Below are 20,752 nucleotides of genomic sequence, written 5' to 3'. Positions count from 1 at the left end.
AATGAGGGAATTTAACTTCTTTCAGCGGAAGTACAAATACCCGCTGAAAGAAATTAAAGCCTCCAGACGCAATTATGCCGAGGCATAATTGCTGAATGATGTTTTTCTGAAACAATAGGTTGTACATGCTGATCTTCTAATATTTAAAAGGGCGAATACTCGCGGAAGAGGAGCGAATACCCGTGGAAGGAAAGCGAATACCTGCCCACATCGGAATACCTAAAAAGCAATACCCACGAAAAATGTTATAATAGTTATAGTGAGGTGTTACGAATGCGTGTTATTACGAAGATTGCACGTCAAAAAAACAATCCAGAACGTTATAATATATATTTGAACGAGGAATACGCTTTTCCTGTGGATGAGGCAATTCTCATTCAATTTGGATTAACGAAGGACAAAGTGCTTGAGGAATTTGATATTCAGGAAATTGCTTATGAGGATGAGATTCGAAAAGCTTTTAATAAAGGGTTAAATTTTTTATCTTATCAAATGCGTAGTGAGCATGAGGTCAAGAAAAAGCTTCTCTCGTTAGAGTTTGGGGAAGCGGTTATTTTAGAGGCTATACAAAAGCTTAAATCGTATGGTTTTTTAAATGATGAAACTTATTCTAAGGCGTTACTCGATACGAAAAAAGCTACGATGAAAAAGGGACCCAAAGCAATTAGGCAAGACCTTATGAAAAAAGGGATTGATAAAAGCTTACAGGATGAGGTACTTGCTACATATAGTCATGGGGAACAGGTAACGCTTGCGACACAGTTGGCGGAAAAGGTCATTCGATCGGAAAAAAAGAAAACACCAACACAAATAAAAGCTAAAATTCAAGATTTTTTAATGCGAAAAGGTTATTCTTTTAGTGTTGTAGATGAGGTGCTTAGTCAAATAGAGATTGAGCAAGAGGAAGATGAATGGCAACAGCTACTTGATGTACAAGGCGAAAAAGTTTGGAAAAAGTATTCATCGAAGTATACTGGTTATGAATTGAAAATGAAAATAAAGCAGGCGCTCTATCAAAAGGGTTTTCCTATAGAAGTTATAGATCGTTTTATAGAAGAGAAGGAGAATGAAGAATGAACGAAAAAAATTATGCTGCCATGTCAGAGCATGAATTACGTGAAGAAATAGCTATGATCAAGGAAAAATCACGTAAGGCGGAACAGCTAGGCATCATCAATGAATTTGCAGTATACGAGCGCAAGGCTTTAATGGCAGCAGCTTATTTAGTGGATTTGGATACAATAATTCCTGGAGAAATGTATCGTATTGACGGTTCTGAAAATGAATTTTTCCAAGTGGATTATTTAAAAGGACGCTTCGCATGGGGACATCGCTTAGGGGGCGAAAAATACCAAGAGGCTTTACCTGTTTCAATGCTATCTCCTGTAAAGGTGGGCAAATAAATGGATGAAAAAATTGAAAAGCTAATTGCTGAGTTACTTGCAAAAAACCCGCAAATGTCAGTAGGACGTGCACGAGTATGGATTGAGCTTTTGTGGAGTGATTTTGAATCAACTTCTGCAAAAGCTGGCTACGCCTATCGTGGTGCGGAATACACTGAAAATTTGGTACGTCAATTAATTGCCAGCTATGGTGATAAACTACATGCATTTGCGGGACGTAACCCCAAATACGCACATTTACTTGATGCTAGTGATGATATGGTACAATAACAAAACCCTGGCCAATATTTGGCCAGGGTTTACTGATGTTTAATTACTTGCGCCAACCTGTAATTTTTTCTGGAGTTTATCTTCTGTAAAAATCCAGCCTGTGTATGAAGTGATAATCTCGTTGTCATCGTTTAAATGAGCGACAGCCACAAAAGGATAGCGATTATCACTACGGTAACGCAGATCAATTAATCTTACTTCTGTTATTAAGCCATTATCGAGTTCTGAAATTTCCCAACGATACAATGGTGAGAATGACACGAATGCAGCGAGATTGGGATCTTTCAAGGCTATTTCAATAAGAGGCGTTTTCGGTAAAGGTTTTATTTCGAATTTATCGTAAATATTAACAGCTCGCCCATAAGCACGGCCAACATAATAATGCGTTTTGGATTTTGCTGCAATTCGCCAATGGAAGAACCTCATCGTAGGTGCCACGATAACATACTCTTCATCCTGAATGGTATTATGCACAGCTTTTTTCACAGCCTTTTGGACTGCAAATCGTAAAATGTAGTAAACGATAATAATGAGATACATGATACTAAATGTCCAAACAGGATTGACACCAAATGCCCAAAGTAAAATGCCGAGGCAATGTAGTGTGAAAATAATAGGATCAAATGTATTGATGACACCAAGTGCAACCCATCTTCTAGAAAATGGTCGAAGTGCTTGTGTACCATAAGCATTGAAGATATCAACAAAGACGTGAAGTGCTACAGCTAAAAATGTCCAAAGCCATAAATGAAACACATTTGCGTCTTGAATAATAAGTGCTAAAACCGCTGTAATTAAGATGGGCCAAATAGCTACTGCTGGTAGTGAATGGGTAATCCCGCGATGATGTCGAATATAAATTGCGTTGTTGCGCAGCTTTAAGACTGTATCGACATCAGGTGCCTGCGAGCCAATAATTGTTCCTGCCATTACTGCGGTAAAGGTCATCGAATGGCTTGCTACAACGGGATCAGCTAATGCAAGACCACCGAGGGCTATACCCATAACGAAATGTGTACCTGAATCCAAAAATATCCACTCCTTGTATGCATCAAAATAGAGTACAATTTGCATACATGTATATTTCAATAATCCGTAATACTTGATATTTCTCTATTAAGACTGTCGTGCTAAATCTTGAAGCTAGAAAAAAGATAGCGCTTTTTGTCGTTTTAGACAGATGATCTTTTCTTAATTGTATACTCTTTTTACCATAAATAAAATCGTAAAAACACTGGAGGTCACTGTGAATTATCCATATGTAACAGAATTTCGACAATCTTTAGTCGAATGGTTTAATGTTGAGAAACGTGATTTACCTTGGAGGCATACGACGAACCCTTATAAAATCTGGGTATCGGAAGTGATGCTTCAGCAAACACGTGTCGACACAGTTATTCCTTATTACAATCGTTTCATGGAAAGTTTTCCGACAATAGAATTACTCGCGGAAGCTCCACAAGAATACTTATTAAAACATTGGGAGGGCCTCGGCTATTATTCCCGTGCACGTAATTTACAAGCGGGGGTTCGCGAGGTATTAGAAAACTATGGTGGGGTAGTACCCGATAATCGCCATGAGATTTCAAAATTAAAAGGCGTAGGTCCGTATACTGCTGGAGCTATTTTAAGTATTGCCTATAATAAGCCCGAACATGCAGTGGATGGCAATGTTATGCGCGTTTTAAGTCGTGTGCTTACTATTCATGATGATATAGCCGTTCCAAAGACTAAAAAGATTTTTGAAGAGGCAGTTGAAGAACTGATTGACCCTGAAAATGCATCGTCCTTTAATCAAGGCTTAATGGAGCTGGGTGCACTTATTTGTACGCCAACTTCACCAAAGTGTTTATTGTGTCCAGTTCGGGAATACTGTACTGCTTTTAATGAAGGTGAGCCTGAAAAATTACCTATCAAATCTAAAAAAGTAAAGATGAAGCATCTCACGTACGATGTGCTTGTATGTCAGGATGACAAAGGTCGAATTTTATTGGAGCAGCGTCCGGCAGAGGGTTTATTAGCTAATCTATGGCAGTTTCCAATGCTAGAGCACGGTAAAGATTCAATAGATACTTTTATTGCTGATTATGCAATGAATGTTCAATCGCAACAGGATTTGCTAACATTTAAACATGTTTTTTCACATTTAACATGGCATATAAATAGCTATTTTATGAAATGCAATTCGGCAGTAAAGGGTGAATGGCTAACTCGCGAACAAATAGAATTATTACCAATGTCCGTTCCGATGCTGAAGATTAGGCAAGAAATTAAGGATTAATCAAGAAAATTAAATTTTATAAAATTTATAAGCATAAAAGCATTCACCTCGGTACACAATAATGAGCGTGGAGGTGAATGAACAATGAAAAAGCAAAACAACCAAAACTTACAACCAAATAAAAACATGCAACGTCAAAGTCAAGAATTTGGTTATGAAACAGACGTTAATGAAGTGCAAAAGCAAAATGCTAAAGCAGAGCAGAACAAAACTCAAGCTTCAGGTAACTTCAACAAAACTAACCAAGATCTTGGTGAATAACACTTTGTAATTGCATAATTGCATTTACCTCTGAGGAGCTGTCTACAAATCGAAAAGATTAAAAAGGGCAGCTCCTTTTGAATTTTATATAGCAAGATAAAAAAACAGTTCTTGTGGGTAAGGAACTGCTCGGGTAGCCGATAAAACCACTTTTGATGCGAAGAAAAACCGCCCGGATTCAGAAGAGAAAACCCCGCTTCGATACATGAGTATAAACAGAAAATTCTAATTGGGTTGTTGTTATGATAAAATTCGCTTCAAATTAACGAAATTTTGTACAAATTTAAAAGAGCGCAGGGAAATTTGTGGTTTTCTAACTACACCTTTCGCGTACACATTGCTATAATATACTAGAGACTGCTAGATTTAGGTAGCATAGACGAAAAGGTGGGCTTCAAAGATGGCAATACCGGTAGAAGGAGAAACGATACAAATACATAGTTATAAACACAATGGCCGTATCCACCGTGTTTGGCAAGAAACAACGATTTTAAAAGGAACAAAAAATATCATTATCGGTGCGAATGAGCGGACACTTGTGACAGAATCCGATGGTCGAACGTGGCTAACGAGAGAGCCTTCTATTTGTTATTTCCATGCGGAGTACTGGTTTAATATCATTTGCATGCTACGTGAAGATGGTGTGTATTATTATTGTAATCTAAGCTCACCATTTGTTTTCGATAATAATGCCATTAAATATATTGACTATGATTTAGACATTAAAGTTTTCCCCGATATGTCTTATTCACTCTTAGATGAGGATGAATATGAGCTACATCGTAAGGAAATGTCTTATCCAGATGTCATAGATAAAATTTTAAAGCGCAATGTCGATAAATTAATTAGCTGGATTCAACAAAAAAGAGGACCCTTTGCACCTGATTTTATCGATGCCTGGACAAGTCGTTATAAGTTTCAGCTCGATATGCAAGCAGATGATTGTTAGTTGCACCTATTAGTTTTACTAATAGGTGTTTTTTTATAGGAAAATAAGTAATGCTCTACCAGTGTTTTTGTTATAGTAATATTGTGAAATATTACAAATGTTTAGAGGGAAACTATAAATACAGGATATATTATAGGCATATTATTCTTTCTAACTGGTAGTTTTATGTTTTTCATGCACAGACTTGTAGCCGATGCGGACCGTTATTTGGGTCACTTTGTGAATGATACTATACATATGAATAATGAATTATACGTACCTTCTTTTGGGTTCATACTAGAGGGGTTGATTTTTATATTACTAGAATATGTATATAAAAGATTAAAGGAAAAAATGAAAAAAGGATTGTTACATAAGCTGATTGCAAAACAGTTCGTGACAAAGTTAAATTAACTGTACTTGAAACAAAATATTGCTATAATACGTTTGGGCATTCATTTTGTGGGTGTCTGTTTCTTTTTATGTACGAAGTGATAGAAGGGGTTCCCCTTGCATTTACTAAAAATGTTTTTTTGATTAAGGATGTGATAATAATTTGGGTAGTATAAAGCGTTATATGAGATTTGTAAAACCATATACATGGGAAATAATTTTAACGATTTTAATTGGTATAGTGAAATTTGCAATTCCGTTATTTATTCCATTACTCATAAAAATTGTGTTAGATGATATTATTGCTGCAGATCATCTAACGGATGCAGAGAAGACAAAAGAGCTATTTTATTGGTTAGGTGGCACGATCATTGTATTCTTTATTATTCGACCACCGATTGAGTATTACCGTCAATATTTTGCTCAAAATGTCAGTAACAAAGTGCTTTTCGATATTCGAAAACAAATATACGCACATTTACAGCGACTAAGTTTAAGGTATTATGCCAATACAAGAGCTGGCGATGTGATTTCAAGAGTCATTAATGATGTGGAACAAACAAAAAACTTTATCATGACAGGCTTGATGAACGTTTGGCTGGACCTTGCGACAATTGTCATTGCAATCGGTATTATGTTTGCCATGGATGTAAAGCTAACGCTAGTAGCATTGATTGCGTTCCCATTCTATGCGTTTAGCGTAAAGTTCTTCTTCGGTAAACTTCGATCTTTAACACGTAAACGGTCACAAGCATTAGCAGGTGTGCAAAGTTATTTACATGAACGTGTAGCTGGAATGAGTATTATTAAAAGCTTCACGCTAGAAAAGCACGAGCAAAAATTATTCGATGAAGCGAATGGAGAATTTTTAGAGAAAGCGCTGGACCATACGAGATGGAATGCTAAATCGTTTGCAGTGGTGAATACAATCACGGATGTAGCACCACTCCTAGTCATTGCCTATGCAGGCTATCAGGTTATTAATGGACCTCTTTCAATCGGGACGATGGTTGCCTTTATTGCCTATATCGAACGACTTTATGGTCCACTTCGTCGCCTTGTAAGTTCATCAACAATGTTAACACAGTCCATTGCATCGATGGATCGAATGTTTGAATTAATAGATGAACCTTACGAAATAAAAAACAAGGCTAATGCGTTAGAGCTACCTCGGGTAAAGGGTGAAGTTCGTTTTAACAATGTGAACTTTCAATATGAAGAAGTGGGCTCACAAATTTTAAACAACATCAATTTTACAATTAATCCTGGAGAGACAGTTGCGTTTGTAGGAATGAGTGGTGGAGGAAAATCAACCATCATTAGTTTAATTCCTCGCTTTTATGACGCAACGAGTGGCACCGTATGTATTGATGACTATGATGTTCGTGACGTATCTCTACATTCTTTGCGCTCACAAATTGGAATAGTCCTACAGGATAATATTTTGTTTAGTGATTCAGTAAAAGAGAATATTTTAATGGGCAAGCCAGAAGCTTCTGATGAAGAGGTCATTGCTGCGGCGAAAGCGGCGAATGCACATGATTTTATTATGAGCTTACCAGATGGCTATGACACAAAGGTTGGGGAGCGCGGTGTGAAATTATCAGGTGGACAAAAGCAGCGAGTAGCGATCGCTCGTGTGTTTTTAAAAAATCCTCCTATTTTAATACTGGATGAAGCAACCTCTGCATTGGATTTAGAAAGTGAGGCACTTATTCAAGAATCATTGGAAGTACTTGCACATGAACGTACGACTATAATAATTGCTCACCGATTATCTACAATTACACATGCAGATAAAATTATTGTTATAGATCATGGACAATTAATTGAAAGTGGTACGCACGAGCAATTAATGCAAAAAGAGGGGACCTACTTTAGTTTATTCCAGGTGCAACATTTAGATTGATAAACAACGTTATAATAGAAAAAATCTGGCTCACCATAACGTGGGGTTGATTTCCGTTCCGGCCAGCCGCTTTGTTGTTGCTGTCGCTACGCTTTCGCACAGATAAAACAATTGCTGCCGCTCCGCTTTCGCACAGATAAAACATTTGCCGCTGACGCTTCGCTTTCGCGCAGAGCAGAGCTTCCTGGGGGCGTCCGATGAGCCGCTTCACTCGCGATGCTCGCTCCAGGGTCTCGGGCCAACAGGATGTTGGTCACGAAGGTGTTATCACAAGACGTGATGGTTTTAGCCTTCGTTCCTCTATTGCTGATCCCCAAGGAGTCGCTTGGCCTCCACTCCAATCAACTTATTTCCATGACATACGTTTTGACAAAGTGTCATCTCTATATTTTATTAATGAGTCAATAATCTAAAAATAGCCTTCCATTTAACATAAATGGAAGGCTATTTTTTTGTCTTATTTATATAATAGTATTAATTAATAAGAAATTATTAATACCGAACTCGAACGATGTAGAAAATCTGTGTTAATTGCAGAATAATAATGATTGAAAGAGCGATGTTTTTTGGTTAGAATTATCTGAAAATAGGGAATTGAGTGATAGTTAACGCGATTAAGTAAAAATATAGGTACGATGGGAGATGGATCATGAGAAAAAAGCTGCTAGAAATAAAAGGCTTAAAGACAACCTTTTTTACAGATGATGGACAAATTCCTGCCGTAGATGATATCGATTTTTCTGTTCATGAGGGAGAAATATTAGGGATTGTAGGGGAATCGGGAAGTGGAAAAAGTGTCACATCCCTATCCATTATGGGGTTAATACCGTCACCTCCTGGAAAAATAACAGGGGGAGAAATACTATTAGATGGCAAAAACCTCGTAACATTATCTGATAAACAAATGCAGAAAATTCGTGGAAAAGATGTGGCAATGATTTTCCAAGAACCTATGACATCCTTAAATCCTTTGTTTACAATTGGGGATCAGCTAAAAGAAGCGATTTTAATTCATAATCCAAAATGGTCGAAAAAAGAAGCCTTTGCAAGGGCAGTTGAAATTATGAAGCTTGTAGGTTTACCACGTGCTGAAGAATTATTAAGAGATTATCCACATCAGTTATCTGGGGGGATGCGACAACGGGTCATGATTGCGATGGCGCTTGTCTGTGATCCGAAGGTGCTGATTGCTGATGAACCGACTACTGCACTAGATGTTACGATTCAAGCTCAAATCTTGCAGCTGATGAAAGATTTAAATATACGTTTAAATACAGCTGTTTTATTAATTACGCATGATTTAGGCGTTGTAGCAGAAACATGCGAGCGAGTTATTGTGATGTATGCAGGTCAGATAGTAGAGGAGGCACCTATTCAGGAGATATTCGTTAATCCAAAGCACCCTTATACACAAGGACTTATTAAATCTGTACCAGATATGCGATATAAAAAGGACAACCTTTACTCTATACCAGGCAGTGTACCAAAACCCGGAAGTATTCAGGAAGGCTGCCGATTTGCAGCACGTTGCGAATTTGCGATGGATCGCTGTATACAAGAAACACCACCTTTATATGAAGCAGCAGAGCAGCATAAATCAAGATGCTTTTTACTAGAGAAACCGGAGGTGGAGCAACATGTCGAAAACCTTATTGAAAGTTGATGGTTTGAAAAAATACTTTCCGATTCGGAAGGGTGTCCTTAACACACAGGTTGGGGACGTAAAGGCAGTGGATGATGTTTCCTTTGAAGTTTTTGAAGGAGAAACATTAGGAATTGTTGGTGAGTCCGGGTGTGGTAAATCAACGACTGGTCGACTATTAATGCGATTGCTTGAGCCAACGGAGGGAAAAATTGAATTCGCGGGAAAAGTGATTTCCGAATTATCTAATAACGAAATGCGCAAAGCCCGTAGAGATATTCAAATGATTTTCCAAGATCCTTATGCCTCTCTTAATCCTAGACATAATATTGGAAAGATATTGGAGGAGCCTCTTATTGTTCATGGAATGGGCAATGCAAAAGAACGGAAGCAGAAAGTATTAGAACTTCTCGAAATTGTTGGGTTAAATGAATATCATGTGAAACGGTATCCACACCAATTTAGTGGTGGTCAAAGACAGCGTATCGGCATTGCTCGTGCTCTAATGACGAATCCTCGTTTGATTATTGCGGACGAGCCTGTCTCTGCACTCGATGTGTCCATACAGGCTCAAGTATTGAATTTATTGCAAAACTTACAAAAGGACTTAAAGCTAACTTATATTTTTATCTCCCACGATTTAGGGGTTGTACGCCATATTAGTAATCGTGTAGGTGTGATGTATTTAGGGAAAATAGTGGAGTTAACAGCAAGCGAAGATTTATATGCTGAGCCACTGCACCCATATACTCAAGCACTGCTATCCTCGGTACCTGTTCCAGACCCTACGTTTGAACGTGAACAGCTCATTATTTCTGGAGATATTCCAAGTGCTTCGAATCCGCCAAGCGGGTGCACTTTCCATACGAGATGTCCATTTAAAAAAGAAGAATGTTCTCAAGTAGTTCCGAAAATGCAAGAAGTGAAACCGGGTCATTATGTTGCTTGCCATCTGTATGAAGCAATCCAACATTCAATGATATAAAAAAACTTAGGGGGAAATTTAATGAAGAAAAAGAAACTTTGGACATTGGGTGTAATGCTTATCCTTGTTCTCTCGACAATCTTAGCTGCCTGCAGTGGCTCAGATACTAAGGATACGGGTAGTAAAGATACTTCAAGTGATGGCGATTCAACTAGCAGTAGCGGACCAAAAACATTAGTATATGGTCGTGGTGCCGATTCCACTGCTCTCGATCCAGCGACAGTGACAGAAGGTGAATCGTTTAAAGTTACGGTTAATATCTATGAAACTCTAATTAACTTTGGAGAGAAAGATGTAACATTGCACCCAGGACTAGCGAAATCTTGGGAATCTTCCGAAGATGGTCTAACGTACACGATGCAACTTGAAGAAGGGGTTAAGTTCCATGACGGTACTGATTTTAATGCTGAAGCAGTCGTGAAAAATTTTGAGCGCTGGAAAGCTGGTGGTGCTGATAAATTCCCATACTACGCTTCTCAATTTACAGTAGGTGAAAAGCAAGTAATTGAGTCGATTACTGCTGATGGTGATTATAAAGTTATCTTTAAACTAGCTCAGCCACAAGCACCATTCTTGAAAAACTTAGCGATGTCTCCATTTGCTATTGCTTCACCAGCAGCATTTGAAAAAAATGATGAGGCACTAAAAGATCAACCAGTAGGTACTGGTCCATTTAAATTTGTAGAGTGGAAACGAAATGATTCTATCACAATTGAGAAAAACCCTGATTACCGTATTGCAGATTTGCCGAAATTAGATAAAGTTATTTTCCGTTCTATTCCAGAAAACTCCACACGATTCAATGAATTAACTAACGGTGATGTTGATGTAGTTGATGGCTTAAGTCCATCTGATAAAGCTTCAATCGAATCAAATGCAGATTTACAATTAATCGAACGTCCGTCTATGAATGTTGGTTATCTTGGATTAACAGTAACTCGTCCACCGTTCGATAATGTAAAAGTTCGTCAAGCAGTAAATCATGCAATCGATAAGCAAGCATTAGTAGATGCATTCTATGAAGGCTTAGCGGAGCCAGCGAAAAATCCTATGCCTACAGTAATTGCAGGCTACAACGATGAGGTTAAAGGCTATGACTATGATCCAGAAAAAGCAAAAGCATTATTAACTGAGGCTGGCTATGATGGTAAAGAAATCGAGCTATGGGCAATGCCTGTGCCACGTCCGTACATGCCTGACGGTCAAAAAATAGCGGAAGCCATTCAGAAGAATTTAGCAGATGTTGGTATGAAATCTAAGATTGTAACGTTTGAATGGGCTACGTATTTAGAGAAGGCTGAAAATGGAGATGCAGATGCGTTCTTACTTGGGTGGACAGGTGATAACGGAGACGCGGATAACTTCCTTTACACTTTATTAGACGGAGATAATATTCATTCTAACAACTATACTTTCTATGACAACAAAGAAGTGCACAAACTATTAGTTGCAGCACAAACTGAACTGGATGAGGACAAGCGTAATGCTCTTTACAAGCAAGCACAAGAGATTATCTCTAAAGATGCACCATGGGTTCCAATTGCTCACTCTACTCCAATTTTAGCTGCTAACACTAAAGTTACAAACTATACTGCACATCCGACAGGTTCTGATCGTTTAGATGCAGTTGATATGAAGTAGGCATGAAGGGCTGTCCTAAAAAGTTTAATTTAAGAGGAAATTAGTTTAAAGAATCTGCTTGCTTTCTGCGGGTAAGCCGTAGAAAGCTAGCGGATTCTTTTTACAAGCTAGAGGTATTTTTCTGTATGAAAGACGAATCATCAAAACGATCAATTATGCCTTGGCATAATTGCGTCCGGAATCGGCTTTGCTTTCGCTACAAAAGACATTTGTAGCTGACGCTTTGCTTTCGCTACCAAAACATCTGCTGAAAGAAGTTAAAACCGTTTGGTGAAGGCTGACCCTTTCTACAGTATGTGTAAAGACTTCAATGCTTTTCATGAAAAAGTATATTATGAAAATAACAGAGGGGTGAAGAAAATGCTTCACTATATGGGAAGACGTCTATCTCAATTAATCCCAGTTTTGCTTGGAATGACTTTTATCGTTTTCATGTTAATTCGTGCGATTCCTGGTAATCCAGCACAAGTAATTTTAGGACAGCAGGCAACGAAAGAAGCGGTCGAAGCGTTAAACGCAAGTTTAGGATTAGATAAGCCGTGGTATACACAATATTTTAGTTATTTAGGTGGCATTTTTCAGGGGGACCTAGGGGTATCATTGCGTACTAAATTACCTGTATCAGAGGAAATTTTTCCTTATTTAGCGGCAACAGCTGAACTAGCACTATTTGCAATGATTATCGCAGTGATAGTTGGCGTAAATGCAGGCATTATTTCTGCATGGTTCCAAAATTCTTGGTTCGACTATGTGGCAATGGTAGTTGCTTTAATCGGGGTGTCTGTACCGGTTTTCTGGCTCGGTTTAATGGAACAATGGGCTTTCAGTAATCAGCTTGGCTGGTTCCCGACATCTGGTCGAGAAGATGTGCGAGATCCAATAACCTCCATTACCCATTTTTATCTACTGGATACGCTCATACAAGGCCGCTTTGATCAATTTACTGAAGTATTAAAGCGATTAGTATTACCGGGCATGGCTCTTGCGACAATACCAATGGCCATTATTGCAAGAATGACTAGGTCGTCTATGCTTGAAGTAATGCGCTCTGACTATGTACGCACTGCTAGAGCAAAAGGGCAAAAAATGTTTATTGTTGTTTATAAGCATGCATTAAAAAATGCAGTTATCCCAGTGTTAACGGTCATTGGGTTGCAAACAGGATTACTACTAGGGGGTGCCATATTAACAGAGACAATTTTCAGTTGGCCTGGAATTGGTCGTTATATATATGATGCCATAGGCTTCCGAGACTATCCGGTTATTCAATCAGGTATTTTAGTAATTGCTTTTATTTTTATCATGATTAACTTAATTGTGGATTTACTATATACGGTGATTGATCCACGAATTAAATACAAATAGAGGGGAGAAGCGATAATGACTGGAGCCATTGATGTAAAAACGGAAGCAGCGCCAAGTCGTGAACGAGCGGCAGGACCTTGGAGAGAAGGCTGGCGAAGCTTTAAAAAGAGTAAAATCTCCCTGGTAGGTGCGGGCATTGTACTATTTTTTATAATTCTTGCTATATTTGGTCCGAAAATTGCTCCTGAAGGAATGAATGAACAAAATCTTTCGATGCGTTTATTAGCACCGTCAAGTGAGCATTGGTTTGGCACAGATGACTTTGGTCGGGATATTTTCTCTAGAGTTATACATGGAGCACGAATTTCTTTATGGGTAGGATTTTTTTCAGTTACTCTATCTGTTATTGTAGGTAGTTTCCTTGGCATTATTGCGGGGTATTATGGAAGATGGATTGATACGATTATCTCGCGTATGTTCGATATTCTGTTAGCATTCCCTAGTATTTTACTAGCGATTGCAGTAGTAGCAGTACTTGGGCCATCGTTACAAAATGCACTGATTGCTATTGCCATTATTAACGTACCGAATTTTGGGCGCTTAATTCGTTCGAAAGTATTGAGTGTTAAAGAAGAGGAATATATCGTAGCAGCAAAGGCGATTGGAATGCGTGATTCACGAATATTGTTCTCGCATATTTTGCCAAACTCGATGACGCCAATCATCGTACAAGGAACGCTAGCGATAGCGACAGCCATTATTGAAGCAGCAGCACTAGGCTTCCTTGGTTTAGGAGCTCAAGCACCCGCACCAGAATGGGGGAAAATGCTGGCAGATGCCCGCATATTTTTATTAAAGGCTCCGTGGACGATGATTTTCCCAGGCTTGGCTATTATGTTAACGGTTCTCGGTTTTAATCTAATGGGTGACGGACTTCGTGATGCGCTTGATCCGAAAATGAAAAGCTAATAAAAAAGGGCGAAGAGATGGATATCATATCAACTCTTCGCTCTTTTTTCAATTATGCCTTGGCATAATTCCGTGACATCCGCCGGAGGCTTTAGGCCAACAAGATGTTGGTCACTCAGTCGTGTGTTGTTGCTGTCGCTTCGCTATCGCACAGATAAAACCGTGTTGCTGTCGCTTCGCTTTCGCACAGATAAAACCGTGTTGCTGCCGCTTCGCTTTCGCTACCAAAACACTTGCTGAAAGAAGTTAAACAAATTCCTCTTCAAATTCCACATTGATTTCATGACCATGATGAGTTTGATACGACACGATGAGCGTATCTAAATGCTCTAGGTTTTCTTCGTAATCTAAAATACGCGATAAAATATAAAGCAAGTGATAGCTCGAGAATTCTGTATCGCCTTCATCATGCGCATAACTGATCTGTTTAATGAATATTTCCATTAACTCATTACGCTGAACATAATCGATGTTTTTACTCCACTCGGAATGTTCGGGTTTTAATTTCCCTGTATATTTTAATAGTAGCTGCTCATGGTAAGTTAGTAGGAAATCAAGTCGCTCTTGAATCATTAAATGAAATTGTGTCGGTAGCTGTGCTATTTCGTTTTCATGATTATGAAGACGATGAAGAAGCTCTAAACTTTTCTTTGACGTTGTGATCATTTGACGATAAACAACTAATTTACGTGCTTTTACAAACTTTTTATTTTTAAAGTAATTACGCTCTTCCTTATAAAAATCATACAGTGTGTCAACTCGTTGCATACGAGACTTAAATTTGCTTAATGCTTCTTTTGTAGAAGTATGCTCAGATGCCTGGCGAACAGCAAGTCGCGTCCATCGGATAATATCATCCTGTAAAAAGTAAATCTTACGGAAAAGCTTTATTTCATACTTTGGCGGTAGGAAGAACAGATTAACAACAAATGCTGCTAGCACCCCAACTAATATGGTAATAAAGCGAATAAGACCAAATGTAAGAAAGTCATCTCCTTGAAACTCCATAATAGCTACAACTGTAACAAGTGCTAGTGACAATGACTTTTCAAGTTTAAATTTCAACATTATACCGATAGCAACAATGACTGCAATACCAATTGCTACTACATGGTGGCTGAAAAGCAAGCCAAAAATGACCGCGATGGTAGCTCCTATAATATTGGCTTGTATTTGCTCAATAATTGTTTGATAGGAGCGATAAATAGATGGCTGAATCGCAAAGATGGCTGCAATTCCTGCAAAAACAGGTGAAGGTAGCTCTAGCAGCTCAGCAATAAATAGTGCAAACACGATGGCGACACCAGTTTTAAATACACGGGCACCTAATTTCATAGAAAATGGATGTCCTTTCTGTCTAAAATTTTAAGCTTCCTTACATTATAGAAGGAAGTGCTCATAAAATACATAGATTTGTATGTCATTTAAAGAAAAAGACGACCCACAAGGGAGTCGTCTTTAAAATTTAATCGCTATAGATAATCCAGATACTATTATAAATTGCTCTTCTCACTAAGCGTTTAGCCATTACATTTACAAATTACAATTGTGAAAATGCAAGATCGACCGCTTTAATTGTTTCAAGAATATCTGCTTCTGTATGCTCTGTTGTTAAGAACCAAGCTTCATATTTTGATGGCGCTAAATTAATGCCTTGCTCAAGCATTAATTTAAAGAAGCGTCCAAAGATTTCGCCGTTTGAGTTTTCAGCCTGCTCATAGTTTTCTACTTTCACATCTGTAAAGTAAATAGTAAGAGCACCTTTAAGGCGATTAACAGTAATTGTTACATCATGTTTTTTGGCTGCAGCTAGGATACCTTCCTCTAAAATGGCTCCAAGACGGTCCATTTCATCATAAATACCTGGAGTTTTTAATACTTCTAGGCAGGCAATACCAGCTTGCATGGATGCAGGGTTTCCTGCCATTGTGCCTGCTTGATAGGCAGGTCCAAGTGGAGCAACTGTATCCATAATTTCTTTACGACCGCCGTATGCACCAATTGGTAAACCACCGCCGATTACTTTACCAAGTGCAGTTAGGTCAGGAGTTAAGCCTAATAAGGTTTGAGCACTACCATAGTGGAAGCGGAAAGCAGTAATAACTTCATCGTAAATAGTTAATGCACCTTTGTCCTTTGCTGTGGCATGAACTAATTCTAGGAAGCCAGGGTTAGGCTCTACAATACCGAAGTTCCCAACGATAGGCTCTATTAAAATAGCTGCGATTTGATCGCCCCATTTATCCATTGCTGCTGTAAATGCTTCAGGGTTGTTAAATGGTACAGTAATTACTTCTTCGGCTGTTGAAGTTGTAACGCCCGCTGAGTCTGGAGTACCTAATGTCGCAGGACCAGAACCAGCAGCTACTAATACTAAGTCAAAGTGACCATGGTAGCACCCAGCAAATTTCATAACTTTTGTACGGCCAGTATAAGCACGCGCAACTCGAATTGTTGTCATGACAGCTTCTGTACCAGAGTTATTAAAGCGTACTTTATCCATAGATGGGATTGCTTCTTTAAGCATTTTAGCAAAAGTAACTTCGTATTCAGTTGGAGTCCCAAATAAAGTGCCATTTTCAGCTGCGTGTGTAATAGCCTTTGCGATATGTGGGTGACCGTGACCAGTAACGATAGGACCGTAAGCAGCTAGATAGTCGATATAACGGTTGCCATCAACATCCCAAAAATAAGCACCTTTCCCACGAACCATTGCAACAGGTGAACCTCCGCCAACTGCTTTATAAGAACGAGAAGGGCTATTTACACCACCAACGATATGCTGTAGCGCTTCTGCATGTACTGCTTCAGATTTTGTGTGATTCATATATATTGCCTCCTAAATTTTGATACTTCATCTATTGTAGACCTATCAGTGCAAGAAATCCAAAGAAATTAAGGGATATGATTTGTTTTGCTAATTAGAGTAAAATAAAGCGTACAGAGGAGGAGATTGATATGGCTTTAATAGAAGGTAAAAAAGCACCGGATTTTTCCCTTATGAATGAAAAAGGAGAAATTGTAAAGTTAGCGGATTTCAAAGGACAAAATGTTATTTTATATTTTTATCCTAAAGATATGACACCAGGCTGTACTACGGAGGCTTGTGACTTCCGTGATAAGCATGAGGATTTTAGTAAATTAAATGCAGTGGTGCTCGGTGTAAGTCTTGATGAAGCAAAAAAACATACCAAATTTATAGATAAGCATGGATTACCATTCTCCTTATTAGTGGATGCGGATCATGCAGTGGCAGAGGTATATGGAGTATGGGTGCTGAAGAAGATGTATGGACGCGAATATATGGGAATTGAACGTTCAACATTTTTAATTGATACAGAAGGAAATCTGATAAAGACTTGGCGTAAAGTACGTGTGAAAAATCATATTGAAGAAGTATATACATATTTAGCAGAATGGGAGGCGAAGCAATGAGAATTTATTTTACGTTTGAACCAAGACCAGATTTACGTGAGCCGCTAGTAGCAGAATTTCCACAAGTGGATTTTATTTTTGAAAATGGCTTATCAAACGATGAGCTACAAGAAGCGGATGTGCTTGTGACATATGGTGAAGATTTAAATGATGAAAATATTCAGTATGCGACAAAGGTTAAATGGATTTTTGTAGCTTCAGCTGGGATAGAAAAAATGCCAGCTCAAGCCATTATTGACCGAGGAATAGTCGTTTCGAATGTGCGTGGCATTCATAAAACACCAATGGCAGAATCAATGCTTGCCCATATTTTAGCGATTAAGCGTGCACTACCATGGGTGTATGAACAGCAGAAGAAAAGTGAATGGTCAAAAAAAGCGAAACAAACCGAGTTGCGAGATAGCACAGCACTTATTTTAGGGCCTGGAGCAATCGGCTCGGAAGTAGGTCGCTTATTGCAAGCTTTTGGTGTTGCGACAATTGGCTGTAACCGTTCAGGGAACGAAGCAGCATATATGAATGAGATGGTGAGCTTTGATCAATTAGTCGAAGCTTTACCTAAGGCTGATATTGTCCTTTCAGTTTTACCTAATACAGAAGAGACGACACATTTATTGAAAGCAGACCATTTTAAAGCGATGAAAAATGACGCCATTTTCATGAATTTTGGTCGTGGAAACTTAATAGAGGAAAATGTTTTGATGCATGCCATTCAAGCAGGTGAAATTGGTTACGTTGTTTTAGATGTATTTGAACAAGAGCCTTTAGCTGCGGATCATCCTATATGGACTTTGCCGAATGTCATTGTGTCACCGCATATTTCAAGTCACTCATCTCGCTATGTTGAACGTAGCTTAGAGATTTTTAAGCCAAGTTTAGAGAAGTGGTTACGTGGTGAAACAGATGTAGAAAATAGGCTGGATTTATCAAGAGGTTATTGAAACAACAATCCTCAATCAATTATGCCTCGGCATAATTCCGTGACACCCGCTGAAAGAAGTTAAACTGAAATGTGTATGAATGTTGACAGAAGTAAGCTTAATTCGATACACTAATTATAACTATTATTAATTAATAATCTTTATGGAAGAGGTGCATGACGATGTCTGAAACGCATTTACAGGATGCACTTGACACGTTAAAAACAACTGGTGTTCGTATTACTCCTCAGCGTCATGCTATTTTGGAATATTTAATTCAAACAATGGCACATCCAACTGCCGATGAAATTTATAAAGCACTTGAAGGGAAATTCCCGAATATGAGTGTAGCGACTGTCTATAATAACCTTCGCGTATTTCGTGAAGTTGGTCTAGTAAAAGAACTAACTTTCGGTGATGCTTCAAGTCGCTTTGACTTCGTTACAAACGATCATTATCATATGATTTGTGAATGCTGTGGAAAAATAGTCGACTTCCATTATCCTGGTCTCGACGAAATTGAACATTTTGCATCACAAGTAACAGGCTTTGATGTGCATTCGCATCGTTTAGAAATTTACGGCACTTGTCCATCGTGTAAAGATGTATCTGCAAAAGTACAATAAAAAAATCCTAGCTCTTAAATGAGGGCTAGGATTTTTTTGCCTTATTATAAGATTGGTCGAACTCTTTTCCTTCTAGAGTTGGATCCAGTGTTAATGGTTCATTACAGTACATACACATATCTACACGACCTAATACCTTTGTGTACTTATGGCAATTAGGGCATTCCACTTGAACAGCTTTTGTTGAGAGCAGTCCAATCCATGCATATACGACTGTACTACCAATAATACAAAGTACACCAAGGGTCATGAAAATTAAGACTAGAATAGGATAGTTTTTAAAGAAGATTCCCCCATACATAACTACAAAGCCGATAAAAATAAGTGCTAATGCGAATGAACGGATTTTATTAATTTTACTTTTGTAAGGTTTCATTTATCATCTTGCCTCCCAATCTAAAATCTACTATAACATATAAGAACAAAGTATTTTAGCTTTGATAATGTGGAAAGAAGGAATACTTTTAGAGTATGTCGAAATTTTAACGAAATCAATATTCGCCTTGGCGTAATTGAATTCGGTATAAATCCGTGGCATCCACGGAATGAAGATAAAAGGTTACAAGTAAATAGAGGGGGACTGAACATGGAACAAGTTTTGCGTCCAATATATCAGGAACGTGCAAGTCAGTCGAATACACTAGGCGTTATTTTAGTGGAAAAACGAGAGGAACAAAGTAATGTTACAGATACATTTGATACAATCTTACTTACTATTGTAAAGGAAGCGGAACAGCCTGTTTTTACGAAACACTACCTATATGAAGGGAATAAAGTAGCTTTACATACAGTTACTGAGAAAATAATACGAAAATGGCTGCTTATTGGCTCGAATAAAAAAGTGGTCGATTGGATTTTCTTTGGTAGAGTATTATTTGATCGTAATGAATTTCTTTATAAATTAAAAATTGAATTACAGGAGTTTCCGTTTAGTGGTCGTAAAATCAAAACAGGCATTCAATTTTCAAAGTTAATTCGTCGTTACTTAGAAGGAAAAGAATACTTTGATAAAGGTAGCTATCTCGATGCTTATAATCATGTAGTAGATTCGTTACATCATTTAGGTCGTTTATCCATTATTGATAGTGGACTTTATCCTGAAGTAACTGTTTGGGCACAGGTGAAAAAAATAGAACCAGCGATTTATAAATTGTACGAGGAGCTCGTTACAAGTACTGAACCGATAGAAAAACGATTAGAGCTATTGTTTTTAGCAAGTGAGTTTTTAATACATTCACGTACTCGAGACGGCGCTCAACATATTTTAGAAGTAATGCAAACAAAGGAGACTTGGACTATTCAGGAATTGCATGATCATGGTGAGCTCATGAACTACTCTGTAGATTTAGAAGTATTTGTAGAATATCTAGTGGACAAAGGTTATATTCTAATTGAACCAATCGTTGCGAAAAGTGAAATGATATTCCACCGTCATTATAAGGTAAATAAAGAAGCTCTAGAAATGGAGCAAGGACTGTAGTATGCTAGTTATCGAGGTATGAAAAATACCTCGATATTTTTTACAAAAAAGTTGTTGACTTTTAATTTGTTTATATTGTATTATATTAATTGTCGCTAAGACATTATATAAAAACTCAGCAAACGAAAAAAACTTTTTAAAAAAAGTTGTTGACATGAATTGAGTTAAATGTTAATATAAAGAAGTCGCTGAAAAACAACGGTGACGAAATGAACCTTGAAAACTGAACAAGCAAAACGTAATCAATAAAGTTTTTAGTAACTAACCTTGAGTTGGTGAACGAAACAAAATTTTGGACATCAAA

20 protein-coding genes are annotated in these 20,752 nt (G+C 38.0%); 16 read left to right on the top strand and 4 right to left on the bottom strand.

The window, feature by feature from the left end; translation table 11 throughout:
• Positions 1–273 precede the first annotated feature (273 nt).
• The 3 genes from recX to ACQKMI_RS25010 are packed head-to-tail and all read left to right on the top strand — an operon-like array spanning position 274 to position 1,673.
• Positions 274–1,077 (top strand): recombination regulator RecX, encoded by an 804-nt coding sequence (gene recX, locus ACQKMI_RS25020; protein WP_323650754.1) that lies wholly within the window; start codon positions 274–276, stop codon positions 1,075–1,077.
• The gene (locus ACQKMI_RS25015) at positions 1,074–1,403 is read left to right on the top strand and encodes a YfhH family protein (protein WP_427416137.1); all 330 of its coding nucleotides are present in this window, start codon (positions 1,074–1,076) and stop codon (positions 1,401–1,403) included. Before recX ends, ACQKMI_RS25015 begins: the two co-directional genes overlap by 4 nt.
• On the top strand, positions 1,404–1,673 hold the full coding sequence (locus ACQKMI_RS25010; RefSeq protein ID WP_323650751.1) for a YfhJ family protein: 270 nt from the start codon (positions 1,404–1,406) through the stop codon (positions 1,671–1,673). It begins immediately after the preceding gene.
• A gap of 39 nt (positions 1,674–1,712) precedes the next feature.
• Here ACQKMI_RS25010 and ACQKMI_RS25005 read toward each other — a convergent pair whose 3' ends face one another.
• Positions 1,713–2,702, bottom strand: coding sequence for a metal-dependent hydrolase (locus tag ACQKMI_RS25005; protein ID WP_323650749.1), 990 nt, complete (start codon positions 2,700–2,702; stop codon positions 1,713–1,715).
• Between the two features lie 217 nt (positions 2,703–2,919).
• Between ACQKMI_RS25005 and mutY the strand changes: the two genes are divergently transcribed.
• The 9 genes from mutY (at position 2,920) to ACQKMI_RS24960 (ending at position 13,987) form a co-directional block, all read left to right on the top strand.
• A complete protein-coding gene (gene mutY / locus ACQKMI_RS25000) occupies positions 2,920–3,954 on the top strand; it encodes an A/G-specific adenine glycosylase (RefSeq protein ID WP_427493270.1) in 1,035 nt (344 codons plus the stop codon).
• Positions 3,955–4,038: 84 nt separating this feature from the next.
• Positions 4,039–4,215 carry a gamma-type small acid-soluble spore protein gene (locus ACQKMI_RS24995; protein WP_323650745.1) on the top strand — a complete coding sequence of 59 codons (177 nt, stop codon included), beginning with the start codon at positions 4,039–4,041 and terminating at the stop codon, positions 4,213–4,215.
• 400 nt (positions 4,216–4,615) lie between these two features.
• On the top strand, positions 4,616–5,164 hold the full coding sequence (gene ntdP / locus ACQKMI_RS24990; protein WP_427493268.1) for a nucleoside tri-diphosphate phosphatase: 549 nt from the start codon (positions 4,616–4,618) through the stop codon (positions 5,162–5,164).
• 556 nt (positions 5,165–5,720) lie between these two features.
• Positions 5,721–7,445 carry an ABC transporter ATP-binding protein gene (locus tag ACQKMI_RS24985; protein WP_427493266.1) on the top strand — a complete coding sequence of 575 codons (1,725 nt, stop codon included), beginning with the start codon at positions 5,721–5,723 and terminating at the stop codon, positions 7,443–7,445.
• A gap of 649 nt (positions 7,446–8,094) precedes the next feature.
• A complete protein-coding gene (locus ACQKMI_RS24980) occupies positions 8,095–9,108 on the top strand; it encodes an ABC transporter ATP-binding protein (RefSeq protein ID WP_427493264.1) in 1,014 nt (337 codons plus the stop codon).
• On the top strand, positions 9,083–10,072 hold the full coding sequence (locus ACQKMI_RS24975) for an ABC transporter ATP-binding protein (RefSeq protein ID WP_427493262.1): 990 nt from the start codon (positions 9,083–9,085) through the stop codon (positions 10,070–10,072). Before ACQKMI_RS24980 ends, ACQKMI_RS24975 begins: the two co-directional genes overlap by 26 nt.
• A 21-nt stretch (positions 10,073–10,093) precedes the next feature.
• Complete coding sequence (locus ACQKMI_RS24970; RefSeq protein ID WP_427493260.1) at positions 10,094–11,713, top strand: ABC transporter substrate-binding protein; 1,620 nt, start codon at positions 10,094–10,096, stop codon at positions 11,711–11,713.
• Between the two features lie 360 nt (positions 11,714–12,073).
• Positions 12,074–13,078 (top strand): ABC transporter permease, encoded by a 1,005-nt coding sequence (locus ACQKMI_RS24965; protein ID WP_427493258.1) that lies wholly within the window; start codon positions 12,074–12,076, stop codon positions 13,076–13,078.
• Positions 13,079–13,093: 15 nt separating this feature from the next.
• Positions 13,094–13,987, top strand: a complete 894-nt coding sequence (locus ACQKMI_RS24960) for an ABC transporter permease (protein ID WP_427416146.1) — start codon at positions 13,094–13,096, stop codon at positions 13,985–13,987.
• Between the two features lie 246 nt (positions 13,988–14,233).
• On the opposite strand, the gene ACQKMI_RS24955 is transcribed toward ACQKMI_RS24960, so the two are convergent.
• A complete protein-coding gene (locus tag ACQKMI_RS24955) occupies positions 14,234–15,322 on the bottom strand; it encodes an FUSC family protein (RefSeq protein ID WP_427493256.1) in 1,089 nt (362 codons plus the stop codon).
• Between the two features lie 205 nt (positions 15,323–15,527).
• Positions 15,528–16,814, bottom strand: coding sequence for a glutamate-1-semialdehyde 2,1-aminomutase (locus ACQKMI_RS24950; RefSeq protein ID WP_427493254.1), 1,287 nt, complete (start codon positions 16,812–16,814; stop codon positions 15,528–15,530).
• 131 nt (positions 16,815–16,945) lie between these two features.
• On the opposite strand from ACQKMI_RS24950, the gene bcp reads away from it, so the two are divergent.
• The 3 genes from bcp (at position 16,946) to perR (ending at position 18,968) form a co-directional block, all read left to right on the top strand.
• Positions 16,946–17,422: a thioredoxin-dependent thiol peroxidase gene (gene bcp / locus ACQKMI_RS24945; RefSeq protein ID WP_427493252.1), complete on the top strand. Its 477-nt coding sequence runs from the start codon at positions 16,946–16,948 to the stop codon at positions 17,420–17,422.
• Positions 17,419–18,363: a D-2-hydroxyacid dehydrogenase gene (locus ACQKMI_RS24940; RefSeq protein WP_427493250.1), complete on the top strand. Its 945-nt coding sequence runs from the start codon at positions 17,419–17,421 to the stop codon at positions 18,361–18,363. Before bcp ends, ACQKMI_RS24940 begins: the two co-directional genes overlap by 4 nt.
• 161 nt (positions 18,364–18,524) lie before the next feature.
• Positions 18,525–18,968, top strand: a complete 444-nt coding sequence (gene perR, locus ACQKMI_RS24935; protein WP_142510785.1) for a peroxide-responsive transcriptional repressor PerR — start codon at positions 18,525–18,527, stop codon at positions 18,966–18,968.
• Between the two features lie 25 nt (positions 18,969–18,993).
• Here perR and ACQKMI_RS24930 read toward each other — a convergent pair whose 3' ends face one another.
• The gene (locus tag ACQKMI_RS24930; protein WP_323650728.1) at positions 18,994–19,344 is read right to left on the bottom strand and encodes a YgzB family protein; all 351 of its coding nucleotides are present in this window, start codon (positions 19,342–19,344) and stop codon (positions 18,994–18,996) included.
• 210 nt (positions 19,345–19,554) lie between these two features.
• Here ACQKMI_RS24930 and ACQKMI_RS24925 point away from each other — a divergent pair, with 210 nt between their 5' ends.
• Positions 19,555–20,448, top strand: coding sequence for a nucleotidyltransferase-like protein (locus ACQKMI_RS24925; RefSeq protein WP_427493248.1), 894 nt, complete (start codon positions 19,555–19,557; stop codon positions 20,446–20,448).
• Positions 20,449–20,752: the final 304 nt, after the last annotated feature.

This window comes from Lysinibacillus sp. NPDC097214, assembly GCF_050277945.1.
GTDB classification, from domain to species: Bacteria; Bacillota; Bacilli; order Bacillales_A; family Planococcaceae; genus Lysinibacillus; species Lysinibacillus xylanilyticus_B.
Note: the sequence above shows the minus strand (reverse complement) of the source record. Positions and strands in the feature narration are given on the sequence as shown.